Below are 18356 nucleotides of genomic sequence, written 5' to 3'. Positions count from 1 at the left end.
CTTAGTCCTTTAAGGTGTTTAAGATTAAAATAGAAACTTCTTCTACATCAGCTTTGCTCATAGTTGTTGCACTTGGAAGACAAATTCCATTACTAAAGAAAAACTCGCTATTGCCATTTAAGTAAGCATTGCAACCCTTATAAAGTTCTTGTAAATGCATAGGTTTCCAAAGTGGACGACTTTCGATTTTATTATCTTTTAAAACTTGTATGATTTTTAAAATTTTATCTCGAATTTGAACATTTTTATTTTCACAAATACAATGTTTTTCATAAGTATTAAGTTTGCTTGAATCAAAATCAAGTAAAGCAGTACTTAACCAACGATTTGATCTAGTATTTTCAAGCTCATCTAAAAAAGTAAAAGTTCCATTTAAAAATTCTTTATACCAACTATAAATTTCACGCTTCTTGCTTACTCTTTCTTCTAAAACTTCCATTTGAGCAGTGCCAATTGCACCTAAGATATTACTCATTCTATAATTATAGCCATATTCTTTATGCTCATAATGAAGACAATTTTCTCTAGCTTGAGTGCTATAAAATCTTGCTTTTTCAAGATTAGCATGATTTTCACTTACAAGCATACCACCACCACCTGTTGTGATGATTTTATTGCCATTAAAAGAATATACTCCAAAATCACCAAAAGTACCCAAAGCTTTATTTTTATAAAAACTTCCCAAAGCTTCAGCAGCATCTTCGATTAAAAAAATTTCATTTTCTTTGCAAATTTGGACAATCTCATCCATTTTAGAAGCATTACCATAAAGGTGTGTTAAAATGAGAGCTTTTGGCTTTTTAGGACTTTCTTTAATAGCCTTTTTTAGTAAATTTACATCTAAATTATAAGTCTCATCACAATCAATAAATACAGGCGTAGCATTCATATAAGAAATTGGTGCTACTGAAGCTATAAAAGTAAAACTTGAAGCTAACACCACATCACCTTCTTTGATGCCTAAAACTCTTAAAGCTAGATGAATGGCTGCAGTTGCTGCATTTAAAGCAAGAGCATTAGAGCTTTTTGTATAATCTTTTATGCTTTGTTCTAGTGCATTAACAAACTCACCTAAAGGTGCTATGTAGTTACTTTCAAAAGCTTTGTGTATATATTCTAGTTCTTTTCCACTCATATGTGGTGCTGATAAAAAAAATCTCATTTTGCCTCCTTTATTTTTTTAGCAGGAATTCCAACATAAATGCCTTTAGAAGTTAAGTTTTTAACTACAACTGCTCCTGCACCCAAAGTTATATCATCATTTAAACTCATACAAGGAATAACGCTTGAATTAACTCCTAAAAAACAACGCTTTCCTATTTTTACATTTCCAGTTAGTTTAGCCCCAACGCTAATATGACTAAACTCATCTACAAAACACTCATGCTCAATCACACAAGCGGTATTTAAAATCACACCTTTTGCAATGCTTGCTTTAGCATTAATTACTACATTTGGCATGATTAATATACCCTCATCATCTAAAAAAGCACTTGGACTAATAATAGCACTTTTATGTATCAAATTTACTAATCTAAATCCATCTTCTTTTGTTTTTTTGAAAAGTTTTTCTCTAATAGAGTTTGCACCAATGGCAATAAACATATCGTGTTTTTCTAAATTTGAATGATATTTTAAGCCTTTATGATCATCTAGAAAAATGATTTTTTTATATCCTAAATTTCTAGCCATATCAGCACAGACTAAGCCATGCCCGCTAGAGCCATATATATAAATACTTTTAGTTGTGTCCATTGAATTTATCCGTTGTGGCAACTCCTTCTTTATTGACCCCGCTTCTTTTTAAGACTTTAACAATGGTCATGAAAAAGATTTTAAGATCAAACAAAAAAGAACAATTTTGCACATATTCTACATCATATTTAAATTTTTGCTCCCAAGAAATAGCATTTCTTCCATTAATTTGCGCCCAGCCTGTAATACCTGGTCTTACATTATGGCGTTTTTTTTGTTCTTGATTGTATAAGGGTAAATACTCTACAAGTAAAGGTCTTGGACCTATGAAGCTCATATCACCTTTGAGTACATTAAAAAGTTGTGGTAATTCATCTAAACTTAAACTTCTAATTAGCTTACCAAAAGGTTTTAAGCGTAATTCATCAGGAAGTAATTCTCCATTTTCATCTGTTTCATCACTCATGGTTTTAAATTTATAAATGTAAAAAATTTTTTCATTTAACCCAGGTCTTGCTTGCTTAAAAAGTACATTTCCTTGTACGATTTTTAAAACAATACCAATAAGTATTATAAAGGGTAAAAAAGTAACTAATAAAATCAAAGCCAAAAAAAAGTCAAAAACGCGCTTTAAACTATTTTTATACATTTGTAAAACCCCTATAAAATTCAAGATATTTCAAAGCTATGATATCCTCATCATAATTTTGTGCTCTAAGAAAAGCATTTTGTGCTAAAGTATTTTTTAGTTTTTCATCTTCTAGTAAAACTGTGATTTTTTCAGCTAAATCCTTACTATCTTTGCTTTTGCAAATTAAACCATCTATAGCATTATCCACTGCTTCAATGCAACCTTCAGCATCACTTACCACACATGCTTTTTTACAAGCTTGTGCCTCTAAAACCGTTCTTGGATAACCTTCTTTGTAACTTGGTAAAACAAAAACATCGCATAAATTTAATAAATGTGCAATATCACTTCTTGCGCCAAGATAGAAAACATCACTTGAGTTTAAAAAATCAAGTGGAGCACAAGATTTATTATTATCAACTCCACCTACTAAAACAAAATTTGCCCTATCTTTTAAAATTTGACTTGCTTCATAAAATTCTTTAATACCTTTATGCCAAAGTGCTCTTGAAATCATTAAAATAATGGGTTTATCAGGCATATTATGCTCTTTTAAAAAGGCTTGTTTTTCTTCTGTGCTAATTTTTAAAGGTAAAAATTGTTTTAAATTTAGCCCTACGGATTTGATGATTTTGATTTTTTCTTCTTTTAAGCCTAAATTTTTCATAAATAAAGCATTGCTTTCATTGACAAAAATAAAGCCATTGGCAAGTTTAAAAGAAATTTTATAAAGTAAATTAATGCTCATTCTTACTAATTTGCTTTTAAAATCGTCATCTATATAAAAACTTCCTAAGCCCTCGACTAAGCCAAAAGTGTATTTAATGCCCGCCATTTTAGCTGCTATAATACCTGTTGTATTGCTTTTGTGTGCACTTGTTTGTAAAAGATCTAAATTTAAATTTTTAAGTGTGTTTTTTAGGCTAAGTAGATTTTTAAAAACAACCAAAGGATTAACGCTTGATCTAGCTAAATCATAAAAGCAAACCTTATAACCTAGCTCTTGTAATTTAATAGCAAAATCATCTTTTGGAGTGATGATTATAACTTCATGATTGTTTTTTTCTAAAGCCCTAACGAGTGCAAGACGAAAATAATAAACACTCATTGCACTATGGGTTAAAATTCCTATTTTCATCTTTTTAGCCTATAAATTTTTGCTCTTGCATCATTAGTGATTTGTTCAAATAAATCTTGATTGTATTGATTTAATAAAAACATTTGTATATAAGCACTATTATAAAGACTTTCATCTAAAATCACAAAGCTTTTGTATTCTCTTAAAAAGAGCAAATAAATTTGAGCCTTTGAATCAATTTCATTATAATAAAATTTACCATTAGTGATTGATTCTATATCTACAAAAGCTTTCAAAGGTATGCTTGCGCCTTCTACTTTTAAAGCTCTAAAATCATTAATAATTTCTACTCCATTATCAAGCATAACCGAACCTGTAGTTTTATCTTGAGCTATGGCATTAGCTTGAGAGAAAAATAAACTTTTTTCTTGTTCTCCATTGTCAGGATTTGTATTTGCAAATTGAGCTACCACAGGCATGATGCGCAACATTCTATAAGGCATATAAATGTACACATTTCTTGTTTTGTTGGTATTAAATTTAAAATCTTTATCATTTAAGCTTTTTAAAAAATCTTTAGCACTTGTTTGATTATAGTCTTTAACCATGGCTTTTAAAACATCAGGATAATTTTCTTTAAAAGATTTTTCCGTGTATTCAACACTAAGTCTTGCCATGTTAGCTGCTGGAATTTGTTCTTTGCTTAAGACAAAAGATGAGAAGAAGTTATCTTTTCCCAAGTGTTTTCCACCATCAATTAAGGTTTTTACATCACTATAATAGCGTATTGGATAGCCATAATCCCACCAAGTAACAACATAATCTTCTCTTTGAGCTTTTGTTTTTAAATCATTTAAAATACTAGCCTCATAAGAAGTAAAAACAGTGGAAGATTTATAATAATAAATGTGCATTAAAGCAGGGCTTATACTAAAAAAGGCAATGAATATTAGTAGGATATTCTTATTTCTTAGACTAAGTTTTATTTGTTTTTTTTCTAAAAAATTAAAAAATGCATATAAAAAGTATCCAAAACCTAAAGCCATTACAGGTACTGCATAAATGGTAAATCTAAGTCCAGCTCTTAAGGCCATAAAACCTAATGCAAGCATAGGTAAGGCTAAAAGCATGCTTTTATGATCTTTGCAAAGTAGAATAAAACCTATTAAAGAAAGAATAAACGTTAAAACACTAGAGCTAATTCTTTGCATAAATACTTCAGGGTCAATGGTATTTACTTCCATAATGGTTTCATTGACATTAAAATATATAAAGGCAGCATCTTTTAAATTTTGTACATCAGAAGCTTTAAAAACATAAAATTTAAGTTGGTATAAAACAGGATCCAAGCCACCGCTTAAATGTAAAATTAAAATGCTAACAAAAATCAAAGTCCAAATCATGTAAAAATTAATTTTTTCTTCCTTAAAGGCAAAAATGGCAAATAACAATACAATCAAAGCAAGTTTATATTGCCATGCTAGCATACTTAAAGCTATAATCATCAAAGCAATAGCTAGATAAAAAATCTTTTCTTTTCTATGAAATACTAAAGTATAAAGACCAAAAAGCCCTATCATGGCAAAATTTAAAGAATAACTTGATGGATACCACCATAGATAAATCATAATAAAAATAGGACTTAAAAGCAAGGTGAAAATATCTTTTTTGATAGTTAGTCTTATAAAGCTAAGTAAAATTAGCATCGGTAAAACTAACACTAGCATATCTGTGTCATAATACCCACTCATAGTACGGTTATAATAACTATTTGCAATGCTTCCAAGTAAGGCTGCTATAAAGCCATAGGTGGTGAGTTTATACTCTCTTGCGATTAATATAATAGGCACAACAATCAAAGAAGCAAAAAAAGTACTCATATATAAAATAATACTTTCAAAGCTAAAAGGCAAAATGCTATAAAGCCAATAAGTCAAAGTAGAAAGTGAGCTTCCAAAATAAGATAAGTCATTAGGTTGATGAAAACCTGCTATCATATCTCTTGCACCTTCTGCAAAAGCATAGCCATCATTAGTTGTAATCATGAGTTGATCATTAAAGAAAAACTCATAAAACTCACTTGCCCAGGCTACCCAGTATAATCTACACAAAACACTAAAAGCAAAAGCTATAAGGATTAAAATACAAGTATATTTTATAGAATTATTATCAGTAAAATTTTGTTGCAGTTTCATTTCATGCCTTGTTGAAAAATTCAAATAATTGCTTTGCTATGCTAATTTTATCAAATTCTTTTGCACGCAAAAAAGCCTTTTGTCTGTATGAAGCTTTTAGTGCTTCATCATTACACATTTTTTCTAAACCTTCTTGCATGGCTTTTTCATCATCTACTTTTACTAAAAGTCCAAACTCATCATCTAAAAATAGCTCCCTTGCACCACTTTTATGATCAGTACAAAGCACGGCAGTATTGCAAGCTAGGCATTCGATTAAAACATTGGAAAAGCCTTCAAAACTTGAAGCAAAAGCAAAAAAGTCACATTTACTCATGTATTTATAAGGATTTTTATCAAAACCTAATAAAAAGACTTTGTTTTTTAAATTTAATTCTTCAATCAAAGCTAAAAGCTCATCTTTTAAAATACCCTCGCCCAAAATGACTAATTTTAAATCAGTTTTAACTTTTGCATAAGCTCTTATAAGCATGGTATGATTTTTGCCATGATCAAGCCTTCCAACGCTTAGTATAAAAGGATCTTTAAAGTCTATTTCTTCTTTGGATTTTTCTATGATGCTTTCTAAATCTATGGCATTGTATAAAATATCGCATTTTTTAGTTTCTATGTTGAAATTTTGTATTAAATCTTCTTTATTTCCTATAGAATTTGCTAAGATTAAATCTGCTTTGTTGTAAAGTTTTCTAATAAGAAATTTATTGATAAAAGAATTTAGATTATTATGCTTATAAATTACACTTGGAGTAGTGCATTCATTGATAATAAGGGTTGATTTAAGTCCTAGGGATTTTGCCATTAAAGCAATATAATTAGGTCTATTTAATAATACAAATTGCAAATTGATTTTTAAATCTTCACAAAGCTTTTTGTATTTCATGGCTAGTAAGGGTAGTTTTAAAAATTTGGCTAAATTACTTTCACTTGGACTTGATTTTTCAAGATAGTGGATATTAACTTCAGGAATATCATATGATATTTTATCATTCATTAAAATCAAATGTACTTCGTATTTTAAATTTAATACAGGTAATAGCGTGGATACAACTCTTTCAGCACCACCACTTCCTAAAGAATAAATAAAAATTGCTAGTTTTTTCATTTTAAACCCTTACTTCTTTGATTAAATCAAGCCATTTTTGCGCTACATTAGCCACTTCATAATCTTTACATCGTTCTTGTGCATTAAGTGCTAGCGTTTTTCTTAAATTTTCATCTTGCATTAAAAGGGTGAGTTTTTCGCTCAAAGTCTTTTCATCATCTAAATCTACCAAAAATCCATCTTTTCCATCATCAATTAAATCTTTATGGCCACTTATGTATTTAGTACTAATGCGTGCTACTTGATAATATAAACTTTCAAGTAAAACTGTTGGTAGGCCTTCTATGAAAGAGCAAAGGCAGATTATTTTTGCTTTCTTATAAAGTTCTTGCATATTTTCAACTTTACCTAAAAAATTAACTTTGATATTTAAATTCTTAGCTTCTTGCTCTAAATCTTGTTTTAATTCCCCATCACCTGCTATGAAAAAATTATATTGATTTTGCAAATTTATATCCAATTTTGCTATGGCTTTCAAAAACATAGAAGCATTTTTATTATGATCAAGTCTGCCTACAAAGATGATATTGTTTTCTTTTTCTAAATTTTCTTTAATGGGGCTAAAATGACAAGGATTTGGCATATTGATAACTTTTTTAACAAAGTTTTTATAGTAATTTTTATCATCATTACTTAGCACGGTTAAAGCGTTTGCATGAGGGAAACTTATACGGCGTAAAAACTTCCAAATTTTAGATTTTAAATAAGTATAAGAGCTATGTTCACTAATGATTAAAGGTGTATTTGAACCTTTATTTGCCCAAATACAAGCGATATTAGTTGTATCTAAAAATGATATAAAAACATCACTCTCATGATTTTTAAGTGCTTGTTTTAAGGCTTTGAATTTTTTAATGCGTGAGGCTATTTTATTATAAAGAGTGGAAAAGTCAAATTGTTCTAGAGTAAAAAGTTCGATTTTTGGATCAAGTTTGTAAAATGAATCTTCTTTGTGAAATTTAATAATATTTATTTCATGATTTTTACAAAGCTCATTAGCTAAAGTAACTAAAACCCTTTCAGCACCACCTGAATTTAAAGTTGCTATGATGAAAGTGATTTTCATACTTGTTCCTTTAAATGCCCATGATTTACTTCAAATACTCTATCGCAACCTTGTATAGTTGAGAGCCTATGAGCTATGATGATGAGAGTTTTATCTTTTGAAATTTTATAGATTTCTTCCATGATTTTTGCTTCGCTTTCTTGATCAAGAGCACTAGTTGCTTCATCTAAAACTAAAATTTCAGGTTGTTGATAAAGTGCTCTTGCTATGGCTATTCTTTGTCTTTGACCCCCGCTTAAAAACGAACCTGAATCACCCACCTTAGTATGTACTCCATCTTCAAGTGAATTTACAAAGCTTTCAAGATTAGCTTGTTTGATTACCTTGTGCAAAAGTGCTTCGTCTATTTCTTCTCCAAAGCTAATATTTTTAGCAATAGAATCATTAAAAAGATAAATTTGTTGAGGTATGTAGCCAATTTTACTTCTAAAGCTTTTTATATTGCTCTCATCAAGTTTAACTCCATCGATTAAAATAGCTCCATCGCTTGGTTTTAAAAGCCCTATGATAAGATCAACTAAAGTGCTTTTACCACTCCCGCTTTTACCTATAAAAGCAATTTTTTCATTTTTCTTAAGCTCAAAATTTAAATTTTCAAATAAATTTTTCTTACCCTTGTAAGCAAAGCAAAGATTCTTTAGAGTGATTTTTTCTTTAAAATCAATACTTTCATTACCTAGCTTTTCTTCTTTTTCATTAAGCATATTATAAATAATATCAAGAGAGTTTTTATAATATGTAATTTCATTATAACTTGTGATGATGCGATTTGCACTTGGCATAAGTCTATAAAGAGCTACTACGAAAATGGTGATAGTTGCTAAGATAGATGAAATATCACTCTCATATCTTAAAACTAAATACACCACAATAAAACAAAGCATACAAAAACCCATACCTTCAAGGTAAATTCTAGGTATGCTTGATATGCTTTCATTGCTAATGTTTGCTTTGGCAAAAAGCCCACTTTGAATTTCATAAAGCTTTTGTGTGCTTTGCTCTTTGGTTTTGAGTTTGATGATTTTAAGGTTATTTAAATTTGCATTTAAAATTTCAAAGTAATTTTTCATCGCTTCTTCTCTAGCCATGGAAGCTTTTTTTACCAAAGGTGAAAGGATTTTGATTAAAATAAAAGCATTTAAGAGTAAAAAAGCACTTAAAGCTAGGGTAATTTTATAGTTGATAATTAGCAATAAAGTATAAAGTAAAAACACCACAAAGCTTTCACTTAGCATGAGTAAAAATGCACTAATTAAAGTACTTAAATGAAACACTTCTTGAGTAATAGTTTTTAAAAGTTCTGATTGATTTTTATTAGTAAAATTTTCATATTCAAGGTGTAAGTATTTATCAAAAATACGACAAGCAAGACTGTGATAACGCCCTTTAGAAAAACGCGCAAGCAAATGAAAATAAAAGGCATTTAAAAAGGCTCTAAAAATATAAAAGGCTATTAATATACAGCCAAAATAAGCAATAATTTTATAACTTGGTAAATTTAAATACTCATATATAGGTTGAAAATATGAGCTTTTTTCTAAAAACTCAAAATTACTTGCTACTGATACAAAAGGCATGATTAAAGAAATGGCAAAACTTTCTATAAATCCTATAAAAATAGAAAAAATAAGTAATGCAAATAAAAATTTCTTATCATGAGTATTGAGTATAAAAAAAAGTTTCTTTAGCACTGCTTTTCCCACTCATAAGCACTTTTACAGATTAATTCTAGATCGTCATATTTTGGTTTCCAATTAGTCAGGGTTTTGATTTTATCCGCATTTGAAATAAGCACAGAAGGATCCCCAGCTCTTTTTGGTGCAAGCTCTACTGTAAAATCTATCCCACTTACTTTTTTCATGGTTTCAATAACTTCTTTCACACTAAAACCATGTCCATATCCTACATTGAAAATATTACTTTCATTGTTTTCTAGGTATTCTAAAGCAGCTAAATGCGCACTTGAAATATCATCAACATGGATAAAATCTCTAATACAAGTACCATCTTTAGTATTATAATCATCGCCAAAAATATAAAGCTTTTCTCTTTTTCCTGTGGCTACTTCAGCAGCAACCTTGATAAGTAAAGTAGCTTTTGGATAGCGTTGTCCTATAGGATAACTCATGCAAGCACCTGCTACATTGAAGTATCTTAAAATGCAGTATTTAAATTCAGGATTTGCCATATTAGCATCTTGTAAGACTTTTTCACTCATAAGCTTGCTTTGCCCATAAGGATTAATCGGTGCTAATGGACTTTGCTCATCTACAATAGGAGTTTGCGGTTCTCCATAAGTGGCTGCAGTTGAGGAAAAAATGAATTTTTTCACACCTGTTTCTAAACAAGTTTGGATTAGATTACTTGTATTTGCGGTATTGTTCATATAGTATTTTAAAGGATTTTCCATACTTTCAGGAACTTCAATACTAGCTGCAAAATGCACAATTGCATCAAATTTTTCTTCTTTAAAAAGTTTTTTAATCCCAGTATAATCGCTTAAATCTTGCTCAAAAAACTTAAAAGGTCTAATCTTAGAAAGTTCATCTAAACTTTTTTTGCTACCTTTTGAAAGATTGTCTAATACACAAATTTCATGATTTGTTTCTAAAAATTGTTTTAAAGTATGAGAGCCTATGTATCCTGCACCACCGGTGATTAAAATTTTCATTTTTATCCTTTTTTGCGATATTTAACAAATGATTATTTTAATATATTTTTCTTAATTATTTTAAAACTTTGCTTTTTCTTTTTCTATGGCATTTAAAAATGGTTTTTGATAGTTTTTTTTATTATGTTTTTGTATAAGTTCTTCTTTAAAGTGTTCTAAAATATTAAGATAATCTTCTTGAGTTAAATTACCTTTGATGAATTCGTATTTTAAAAATAGCATATAGGTATTTAACACATCACTCTCGCAATACTCGTGAATTTTTTCTAATTTGTTTTGATAAAAAAGTTCTAATACTTCATTTCCATGTACATCATACTTTCCAGGAAGTCCTGCCATAGCACAAAGTGTGTCAAGTCTTAAGCCTTTTTGGCCAAAACTTCCTAAAGATTCTAATAAATCACAGTGTTTATTTTCTACAAATTTGCTTTTGTAGTTATTCCATTTATCGCTTGCGTCTAAATAAGCACTTGCGTTGATATTGTATTTTAATGCTCTTATAACAAGCAAAGGCATGTCATAGCTTTTGCCATTAAAACTTACAAGGCGGGGTTGGTGTTTGTCTATGAAGTTAAAAAATTCTTCTAGCATTTGTTTTTCGTTGTCGCCTTTGATTTTATTGACCTTGATGAAATTTCCAAATTTATCTGCAATCACTGCACAAATGCTTACAACTTTATGAAAAGGCAGGGGTAAAAATTCACTTCCACTTTCTTCTTTTTGTCTTTCTAAAGCTTGCTTGCTAATGCTTAAATCATCGCCATTAAAATCATAAAGATGTTTTATCAATTCTACATCAGGAATGCTCTCACAATCAAAAACGCAAATGTATTCTTGCATGATAAACCTTTTTTTAAAAAAATCTTTGTTAAAATCATAACAGAAAATTTAAAAATAAAGTAGTATATGAAAATAGGTTTGGTTAAATTATCCGCACTTGGAGATATCATCCATGCGGTGATTGTTTTGCAATTTATTAAAAAACATTATCCTAAGGCAAGTATTGATTGGTTTGTAGATGCAAGATTTGCAGGATTATTGCAAGATCATCCAATGATCAATGAAGTCTATGCTTTGCCTTTAAAAGATAGAAAATTCAAAGAAGTTTTTGCTATGCTTTTTGAAGCTAGGCAAAATAAATATGATGTTGTGATTGATTTGCAAGGTTTGATTAAATCTGCTTTGGTAAGTAAAATTTTATGCGCTAATACTTTTGGTTTTGATCAAGAAAGTATCAAAGAGGGCTTTGCGAGTAATTTTTATACGCATAAATTTGCATGTAATTATGAAGAAAATATTATCGTGCGTAATCTTTCTTTAGTAGCTTATGTATTAAATGAGCATTTTGATCATAGTGATATAGAGTTAAAGCAAAGTTGTTTTAGTATAGATGATGAGTTAAAAGAAGAGCTAGAGCAAAGACTTTCTTTAAATGAAAGTACGCCAAATATACTCATACATGTAGGCTCGTCTATGCCTAATAAAATTTACCCAAAAGAGCGTTTGATACTACTTTGTAGAATGCTTTCGGAGTATTTTACTAGTGCAAAAATCATGCTTGGTTGGGGCAATGTTAATGAGTTTAATTTTGCTAAAGATATAGTTTTAAATTTAAAACATTTAAAAATAGAACTTGCGCCAAAATTAAGCTTAAGTGAGCTTTGTGCTTTAACTAAGGCAAGTGATTTGATTATCGGAAATGATAGCGGGCCTACTCATTTGGCCTTTGCACTAAACAAGCCTTCTATAACGATTTTTGGTGCCACACCTAGTCAAAGAAATACTTATGAAACAAATATCAATAAAACAATCAATGCAGGTAAAAAAATACTGCATTCAAAACATATAGATAAGAGTGATTTTTGCATACAAAATATTGATGAAAAAGATATCTTTAAACTTGCTTGTGAGCTTTTAGAAAAATGATAAATTATATATATTTGAGCCTTTTTTATACACTAAAGATATTTGTGAGGATTTTACCCACAAAGCTTTTAAATTCTTTTGCAAATTTGGTTGCTTTGATCACTTATAAACTAAATCACAAACATCGCAAAATCATTAACATAAACTTAAAAATTTGTTTTCCTGAAAAAAATCAAAAATGGCGTGATGAAACTAGCCTTAATATCTATAAAAATTTTGCTAAATTTGGGATTGATTTTATCAAAAATCAAAATGCAAGTAAAGAAGAAATCATCAATAAAATTTGCTTTGATGATGAGGAGCAAATTTTAAATATAATGCAAAGTAAAAGACCCTTGATTGTAACTACGGCTCATTATGGCAACTGGGAGCTTTTGGCTTTGTCTTTTGGAGCTAAATTTCAAGGAATTTCCATAGTTGGAAGAGCACTTGATAGCGTGATAATGGATAAAATTTTAAGTAAAAATCGCACGCAATTTAACATAGAACTTATAGAAAAAAAGGGCGGGCTTAAAAAAATGTTAAAAGCCTTAAAAGAAAGTAGATCGCTTGGAATTTTAACCGATCAAGATGCAGTGGATAGTGAAAGTATAAAAATACAATATTTTAATCAAGAAGTAAATTTCATAGCAGGTGCGAGTGTGCTTGCAAAAAAAACAAATGCTATGATTTTACCTTGTTTTGTGTATCAAAAAGATGAGAAATTTTTTGTAAAAACTTTCAAGGCCTTAGATGCAAGTAAAGCAAGTATAGAAGAACTTACTAAGTATCAAGCAAAGTGTTGTGAAGAGATGATTAAATTTAAACCTGATGAGTATTTTTTCTTTCATAAGAGATTTAAAAGATACAATCATGAATTGTATTTGTAGGATATAAAATGGATTTAAAGCAAATTAGTGTGATAATGATTGTTAAAAATGCTCAAAAAACTTTAAAAGCTTGTTTGGAATCTTTGCAAGAATTTGGTGAGATTGTTTTGATAGAAAATGATAGCAATGATGATACTTTGAAAATTGCTTATGAGTTCAGTAAAAGTTATAAAAATATCAAGATTTATCAGCATAAATTTATAGGTTTTGGACCTTTGAAAAATTTAGCCATCAGTTATGCTAGTAATGATTGGATTTTTAATATTGATGCAGATGAGCTTGCTAAGAAAGAATTTTTACAAGAATTAAGGCAAATTAAGCCTAATAAAGAAGATATCATAGCCTTACCAAGAGAAAATTTATACAATGGAGAGTGGATTAAAGCTTGTGGGTGGTGGCCTGATCATGTAATGCGAGTATTTAATAAAACCCATACTAGTTTTAATGAAAATTTGGTACATGAGAGTTTGATTTTACATGAAGATAGCAAAAAGATTAAGTTACAAAATGGTTTGAGGCATTTTGCATTTGATGATATCGATAGTTTGTTAGATAAGCTTCAAAAATACTCCAAACTTTGGGCTTTGCAAAATTTACACAAAGAAAGTAGTGTTTGTAAGGCATTGCTAAGAGGAATTTGGACTTTTTTTAGAAATTATGTTTTAAAAAAAGGAATTTTTTATGGCTATAAAGGCTTTATCATAAGTACTTGTAATGCTTTAGGAGCTTTTTTTAAATATATGAAATTATATGAACTTAAAAAGCAAAAGCCAAAAACTTGTGCTTTGATTATCACTACTTATAATCAAAAAGAAAGACTTGCTTTGGTGCTTGATAGCGTTAAAAACTTAGAGCCTTTACCAGATGAGGTTTTAATAGCTGATGATGGAAGCAGGGAAGATACAGCTAAGCTTATACAGACTTATCAAAAAGATTTTCCTTGTAAGTTAGAGCATATTTGGCAAGAAGATGAGGGATTTCGTGCTGCGGCAAGTCGCAATAAGGCAATTAATACCTCTAATAGCGAATATATTATCTTAATCGATGGGGATATGATTTTAGAAAAAAACTTCATTAATGATCATTTAAAATTTGCTAGTTTAAAGACTATTTTGCAAGGCTCAAGAGCTATTTTAAATGAAAATGAAAGTAAAGAACTTTTAAGCAAAAATGATTTTAGTTTGGCATTTAACAAAAAGGGTTTTAAAAATCAAAGAAATATTTTTTTAGCCAAATGTGTATATAAATTTTCAAAATTAACTAAGAAATTTTTTAAAAAATCACAACTTGTTAAAGGTAGCAAAACTTGCAATATGAGTTTTTATAAAAGTGATTTTGAAGCCATTGAGGGATTTAATGAAAAATTTATAGGCTGGGGTAGGGAAGATAGCGAGTTTGTAGCTAGGTTTTTATTTAATAATGGAGTGTTTAAAAGACTTAAATTTAATGCCCTAGCTTATCATATTTACCATGAAGAAAATAGCAAAAATATGCTTGAAATCAATCATCAAATTTATCTTGAAACTATAAAAAATGAAAAAACAACTTGGAGATAAAGTATGAAAAAAGTAGGCGTAGTAATCCCCATATACAATGTAGAAAAATATTTAAAAGAATGTTTAGATAGTGTAATCAATCAAACTTATACTAATTTAGAAATCATACTAGTAAATGATGGCAGTACAGATAAAAACTCACTCAATATTGCAAAAGAATATACTTTAAAAGATAAAAGAATTATTCTTTTTGATAAAAAAAATGGTGGTTTGAGTAGTGCAAGAAATGTAGGTATAGAATATTTTTATGGTGAATATGAAACACAATGTATTGAAAATGAAAATGAATTAAATGTTTTTAAGATTATTGGCGATAATCCACAAAATATTTATAAAATTTATAAGTACAAAAATGCTTTAGCGAGTGATAAGCTAGAAATTTCAAAGATTGATTATATTATCTTTTTAGATTCTGATAATTATTGGGAGTTAAACTGCATAGAAGAGTGTGTTGCGAGAATGCAAAATGTAGATGTATTATGGTTTGACCATGCTTGTATTTATGATGATGGTATAGAAGATAAGGGTCAAAAAACAAGAATGAATGTATTTAATTTTACTCAAGAATGCACTATTACTCCAAGAGATTATGCTAAACAGGCTATAAAAGTAGGTTCTAGGGATATTTCATTTAGTTGGGGTGGTATGATAGATTTTTCATTTTTAAAACAATTAAAACTTAAATTTATCAACAAAATCATCAATGAAGATATTCATTTTGGCATGGTTTTGTTTGCGAGTGCTGATAGTATCTATATTTTACCAAAAAGATTGTACTTATGCCGTTTGAGGGCAAATAGTATATCAAATCATGATAAAAAAGTTACAAAGGCAAATGTGTCAGAGTATTTTAAAGATCTATATGAAGCTTTTGGAGAAAACGCTAAAGAGGCAAAAAACTATTTAAAAGCAGCAAGTAGGATGATAACAGCTTTGGAGTTGATAGAATTTTTTAAAGATCAAAAAAGTGAAAATTCTCAAGCCATAAAAGAGGCTTTTTTGCCTTTTTATGTAAAAAAGGCTTTGATGATTAAAAAATTTAAAAAAGATCCTTTAAATTTAAAGGAAAAATTACCTATAATCAAACCTTTTATCCAGACAAAAATCCCTTATGATCTTTGGAAAATTTGCCAAAAAATAAAAGGTATTTTTAGATAAAATCAACTTTGCAAGATGATTTTATCTATCATTGAATCTTTTTTTATAGATTTAAAATGCGTGAGTTTGTGTAAAAAACTTTGTTTTTGAATTTCTTCCCAAAGAGTTGAATTAAATTTTTCTTTGGCGCTAAATTGCAATAAATGACATTCTATATCGCTCATGTTTTTATAAGTATCATTTATAAAGCCATGTTCTTTTAAAAGTTCAAAGATAATTTGAAAAGTAAAATAATAAAAGTTATTAGAATTTTTCTCATTTGACCAATAGTATATAAGTATGTCTTTCATAGCTTGGATATTTTTGTGATATGATTTTGAGATTATAAAACTATTTAGCATTTTAACCTTAAAATCATCATTCCAATTAAAATATCCATAAGAAAAATATCCACTTTTAATAAATTTTTTCAATTTTTCTTTGCTAGGTTTTATTTTTGATCTTTCAAAGGTAAAAAAGTCTTTATCGCAAAGTTCACTAGGAATTTTAGAGCTTAAAAATATACTTGCATCACACCATATGCCACCATAAGTTGCAAGCAAACATACTCTTAAAAGATCTGAAAAAAAAGTTATAGTTTTTTCTCCAAAAAAATTATTTTCTAATTTTTCTATAACAAATGGTGGAAAATCAAGGTAATCTTTTATATTATCTTTATCTAAAATGATGATTGTGTAGTCATCTTTCATTTGATTTTGCACTGAATTGAAACATTGTTGTATCATATGTGAAGCTTGATTTTTACCTTGATACCAAAATTGCCAAATAATTTTATCGTTTTTAAAATGATGTTTTTTTTCAAAATCAAAATGAGGAATTCTCCCTTCTAAAAAAGGATTGACATAATTTTTTGAAAGATAACTAGCTACTTTAGGGTGTTCTAACTTATATTGGATATGATTTCTTAATTTTCTTCTTGTTGATTTAATGGGTATAAATGAGCTTAATTTTTTTGTTAGATTATTATAAAGCAAATGGTTGTTTTGATATATTTGCATAATAAATTCCTAAAAAGTTTTTTTGATATAATATCAAAAATAATTAAGGTGTATTATATGCAAAATGAAATTACTATTGTTACAGCTTTTTATAATATTGGTAGAACTACAAGGAGTAATGATCAGTATTTATCTTATTTCGATTTTTGGTCAGGGCTTAAAAATCATGTAATTATTTATACTACAGAAGATATGAAAGAATTGATTTTAGAAAAAAGAAAACAATATTATTTAGAGGGTAAAACCACAATTATTGTAAAAGAATTAAATGAATTTGATCTTCAAACTTTAAACAAAATCAAGGAAACATTTAAGAATTATAATCAAACTTTACATCGTAAAAATCCTAACAATATAGAGTGTATTTCTCCACTATATTGCTATCTTATGTATTTAAAACCGTTTTTTGTTTGTGATGCAATAGAAAGAAATCTTACAAGCGAAAATATAATGTGGCTTGATTTTGGTTTTAATCATGGAGATGGCTTTTTTATTAACAAAGAGCAGTTTAATTTTTTACTTGAAAAACAAGAAAATATAATAGATGATAAAATCAACTTTTTTTCTATAAAAGATCAAGAAGCAAACACTATTCCTGAAATTTATTACAACATGGAACCATTTTTAATAGGTGGTTTAATATATGGGGGTAGTAGAGCTTGGAGTAATTTTAAAAAAAATTTGTATGAATGCATGCAATGTTTTTTATCGTTTAACATAGTAGATGATGACCAAATTATGTTTTTGTGGTGTTCAAGAAATTATCCACAAAACTATAATATAGTTAGATGCTACGAATGGTTTGACTCATTGTTTAATTTCATACCTAATGATATTAAGCATACTATTTTGTTTAAAAGACAAAGTAGTAAATATTATAAACTTATCAAAGAAAAAATAAAAAACTCCAAGGATAAAGATTTTATACAAAAAATGAAGTTATATTTTGAATATATATATTATAAATTTATAAATAAAAAAAATATAAAGCTGTAATCTAGAGGAAAATTATGAAAATTTTATTATTAATACACGATTTAGGTCGTTCTAGGTGGAGGTGGTAGAGTAGCTTCTAATACGGCAAATGCTTTTTATGAAGATGGACTTGAAGTTCATATTTAAGTATATAAAGAAAATAAAAATAAATCATGTTTTTTATTCATCCTGATATTAAGGTATTGTTTTATTATGATTTTGGTGTAAGTTATTTTGATAAATATAAATACAGAAATTCTAAAAATATATTTAAAAGTTTATATTTTAGAAGTATTCAAAAGAGAATTAGGGATTTTAAAGTAAAAAAATAGCAAACCAATATGATATGGTAATTTCTAATAATGTATTTTTATACAACTCTTTTTTAAAAATAAAAACACTTGATGTATAAAAACTATGCATGTTGTATTTCAAA

Annotated in this window: 15 protein-coding genes and 1 pseudogene; 5 read left to right on the top strand and 11 right to left on the bottom strand. The window is 28.4% G+C overall.

All coding sequences use genetic code 11. The annotated features are described in order from the left end of the window. Nucleotide 1: 1 nt before the first annotated feature. The 10 genes from pglE to CORN_RS06675 are packed head-to-tail and all read right to left on the bottom strand — an operon-like array spanning nucleotide 2 to nucleotide 11278. Nucleotides 2-1162, bottom strand: a complete 1161-nt coding sequence (pglE, locus tag CORN_RS06720) for a UDP-N-acetylbacillosamine transaminase (protein WP_066008525.1) — start codon at nucleotides 1160-1162, stop codon at nucleotides 2-4. After that, entirely contained in the window at nucleotides 1159-1755 is a 597-nt protein-coding gene (pglD, locus tag CORN_RS06715) for a UDP-N-acetylbacillosamine N-acetyltransferase (RefSeq protein WP_066008524.1), read from the bottom strand. Before pglD ends, pglE begins: the two co-directional genes overlap by 4 nt. After that, a complete protein-coding gene (gene pglC / locus CORN_RS06710; RefSeq protein ID WP_066008523.1) occupies nucleotides 1742-2344 on the bottom strand; it encodes an undecaprenyl phosphate N,N'-diacetylbacillosamine 1-phosphate transferase in 603 nt (200 codons plus the stop codon). Before pglC ends, pglD begins: the two co-directional genes overlap by 14 nt. Further along, complete coding sequence (gene pglA / locus CORN_RS06705) at nucleotides 2337-3464, bottom strand: N,N'-diacetylbacillosaminyl-diphospho-undecaprenol alpha-1,3-N-acetylgalactosaminyltransferase (protein WP_066008522.1); 1128 nt, start codon at nucleotides 3462-3464, stop codon at nucleotides 2337-2339. Before pglA ends, pglC begins: the two co-directional genes overlap by 8 nt. Beyond that, on the bottom strand, nucleotides 3461-5599 hold the full coding sequence (gene pglB / locus CORN_RS06700) for an undecaprenyl-diphosphooligosaccharide--protein glycotransferase (RefSeq protein ID WP_066008521.1): 2139 nt from the start codon (nucleotides 5597-5599) through the stop codon (nucleotides 3461-3463). Before pglB ends, pglA begins: the two co-directional genes overlap by 4 nt. A 1-nt stretch (nucleotide 5600) precedes the next feature. Beyond that, nucleotides 5601-6701, bottom strand: a complete 1101-nt coding sequence (pglJ, locus tag CORN_RS06695; RefSeq protein WP_066008520.1) for an N-acetylgalactosamine-N,N'-diacetylbacillosaminyl-diphospho-undecaprenol 4-alpha-N-acetylgalactosaminyltransferase — start codon at nucleotides 6699-6701, stop codon at nucleotides 5601-5603. Nucleotide 6702: 1 nt separating this feature from the next. After that, nucleotides 6703-7767 carry a GalNAc-alpha-(1->4)-GalNAc-alpha-(1->3)-diNAcBac-PP-undecaprenol alpha-1,4-N-acetyl-D-galactosaminyltransferase gene (gene pglH / locus CORN_RS06690; protein ID WP_066008519.1) on the bottom strand — a complete coding sequence of 355 codons (1065 nt, stop codon included), beginning with the start codon at nucleotides 7765-7767 and terminating at the stop codon, nucleotides 6703-6705. Further along, nucleotides 7764-9458, bottom strand: a complete 1695-nt coding sequence (pglK, locus tag CORN_RS06685) for a BC-type lipopolysaccharide transporter PglK (RefSeq protein ID WP_066008541.1) — start codon at nucleotides 9456-9458, stop codon at nucleotides 7764-7766. The genes pglH and pglK overlap by 4 nt, the downstream gene beginning before the upstream one ends. Beyond that, nucleotides 9452-10438, bottom strand: a complete 987-nt coding sequence (gene galE, locus CORN_RS06680) for a UDP-glucose 4-epimerase GalE (RefSeq protein WP_066008518.1) — start codon at nucleotides 10436-10438, stop codon at nucleotides 9452-9454. The genes pglK and galE overlap by 7 nt, the downstream gene beginning before the upstream one ends. A 60-nt stretch (nucleotides 10439-10498) precedes the next feature. After that, complete coding sequence (locus CORN_RS06675; protein WP_066008517.1) at nucleotides 10499-11278, bottom strand: 3'-5' exonuclease; 780 nt, start codon at nucleotides 11276-11278, stop codon at nucleotides 10499-10501. A gap of 66 nt (nucleotides 11279-11344) precedes the next feature. Here CORN_RS06675 and waaC point away from each other — a divergent pair, with 66 nt between their 5' ends. From waaC to CORN_RS06655, 4 genes and pseudogenes are all read left to right on the top strand, one after another. Further along, complete coding sequence (waaC, locus tag CORN_RS06670) at nucleotides 11345-12364, top strand: lipopolysaccharide heptosyltransferase I (RefSeq protein WP_066008516.1); 1020 nt, start codon at nucleotides 11345-11347, stop codon at nucleotides 12362-12364. Beyond that, the gene (locus tag CORN_RS06665; protein WP_066008515.1) at nucleotides 12361-13233 is read left to right on the top strand and encodes a lipid A biosynthesis lauroyl acyltransferase; all 873 of its coding nucleotides are present in this window, start codon (nucleotides 12361-12363) and stop codon (nucleotides 13231-13233) included. Before waaC ends, CORN_RS06665 begins: the two co-directional genes overlap by 4 nt. An 8-nt stretch (nucleotides 13234-13241) precedes the next feature. Further along, nucleotides 13242-14789, top strand: coding sequence for a glycosyltransferase family 2 protein (locus tag CORN_RS06660; protein WP_066008514.1), 1548 nt, complete (start codon nucleotides 13242-13244; stop codon nucleotides 14787-14789). A 3-nt stretch (nucleotides 14790-14792) separates the two neighbouring features. After that, a pseudogene (locus CORN_RS06655) lies at nucleotides 14793-15966 on the top strand (glycosyltransferase family 2 protein). Here CORN_RS06655 and CORN_RS06650 read toward each other — a convergent pair. Next, nucleotides 15950-16945 (bottom strand): capsular polysaccharide synthesis protein, encoded by a 996-nt coding sequence (locus CORN_RS06650; RefSeq protein ID WP_066008512.1) that lies wholly within the window; start codon nucleotides 16943-16945, stop codon nucleotides 15950-15952. The pseudogene CORN_RS06655 and the gene CORN_RS06650 overlap by 17 nt on opposite strands. 57 nt (nucleotides 16946-17002) lie before the next feature. Between CORN_RS06650 and yibB the strand changes: the two genes are divergently transcribed. Then, nucleotides 17003-17941, top strand: a complete 939-nt coding sequence (yibB, locus tag CORN_RS06645) for a protein YibB (RefSeq protein WP_047208546.1) — start codon at nucleotides 17003-17005, stop codon at nucleotides 17939-17941. Nucleotides 17942-18356: the final 415 nt, after the last annotated feature.

This window comes from Campylobacter ornithocola (assembly GCF_013201605.1).
Classification (GTDB): domain Bacteria; phylum Campylobacterota; class Campylobacteria; order Campylobacterales; family Campylobacteraceae; genus Campylobacter_D; species Campylobacter_D ornithocola.
The sequence above is the reverse complement of the archived record's forward strand: the minus strand, read 5'-3'. Positions and strand labels throughout refer to the sequence as shown.

Coding starts and splice junctions, on each gene's coding strand:
- CORN_RS06660 (WP_066008514.1), top strand. CDS start 13,242: ATGGATTTAAAGCAAATTAGTGTGATAATGATTGTTAAAAATGCTCAA.
- pglD (WP_066008524.1), bottom strand. CDS start 1,755: ATGGACACAACTAAAAGTATTTATATATATGGCTCTAGCGGGCATGGC.
- pglJ (WP_066008520.1), bottom strand. CDS start 6,701: ATGAAAAAACTAGCAATTTTTATTTATTCTTTAGGAAGTGGTGGTGCT.
- pglE (WP_066008525.1), bottom strand. CDS start 1,162: ATGAGATTTTTTTTATCAGCACCACATATGAGTGGAAAAGAACTAGAA.
- pglH (WP_066008519.1), bottom strand. CDS start 7,767: ATGAAAATCACTTTCATCATAGCAACTTTAAATTCAGGTGGTGCTGAA.
- pglC (WP_066008523.1), bottom strand. CDS start 2,344: ATGTATAAAAATAGTTTAAAGCGCGTTTTTGACTTTTTTTTGGCTTTG.
- waaC (WP_066008516.1), top strand. CDS start 11,345: ATGAAAATAGGTTTGGTTAAATTATCCGCACTTGGAGATATCATCCAT.
- galE (WP_066008518.1), bottom strand. CDS start 10,438: ATGAAAATTTTAATCACCGGTGGTGCAGGATACATAGGCTCTCATACT.
- yibB (WP_047208546.1), top strand. CDS start 17,003: ATGCAAAATGAAATTACTATTGTTACAGCTTTTTATAATATTGGTAGA.
- CORN_RS06650 (WP_066008512.1), bottom strand. CDS start 16,945: ATGCAAATATATCAAAACAACCATTTGCTTTATAATAATCTAACAAAA.
- CORN_RS06675 (WP_066008517.1), bottom strand. CDS start 11,278: ATGCAAGAATACATTTGCGTTTTTGATTGTGAGAGCATTCCTGATGTA.
- pglA (WP_066008522.1), bottom strand. CDS start 3,464: ATGAAAATAGGAATTTTAACCCATAGTGCAATGAGTGTTTATTATTTT.
- pglB (WP_066008521.1), bottom strand. CDS start 5,599: ATGAAACTGCAACAAAATTTTACTGATAATAATTCTATAAAATATACT.
- CORN_RS06665 (WP_066008515.1), top strand. CDS start 12,361: ATGATAAATTATATATATTTGAGCCTTTTTTATACACTAAAGATATTT.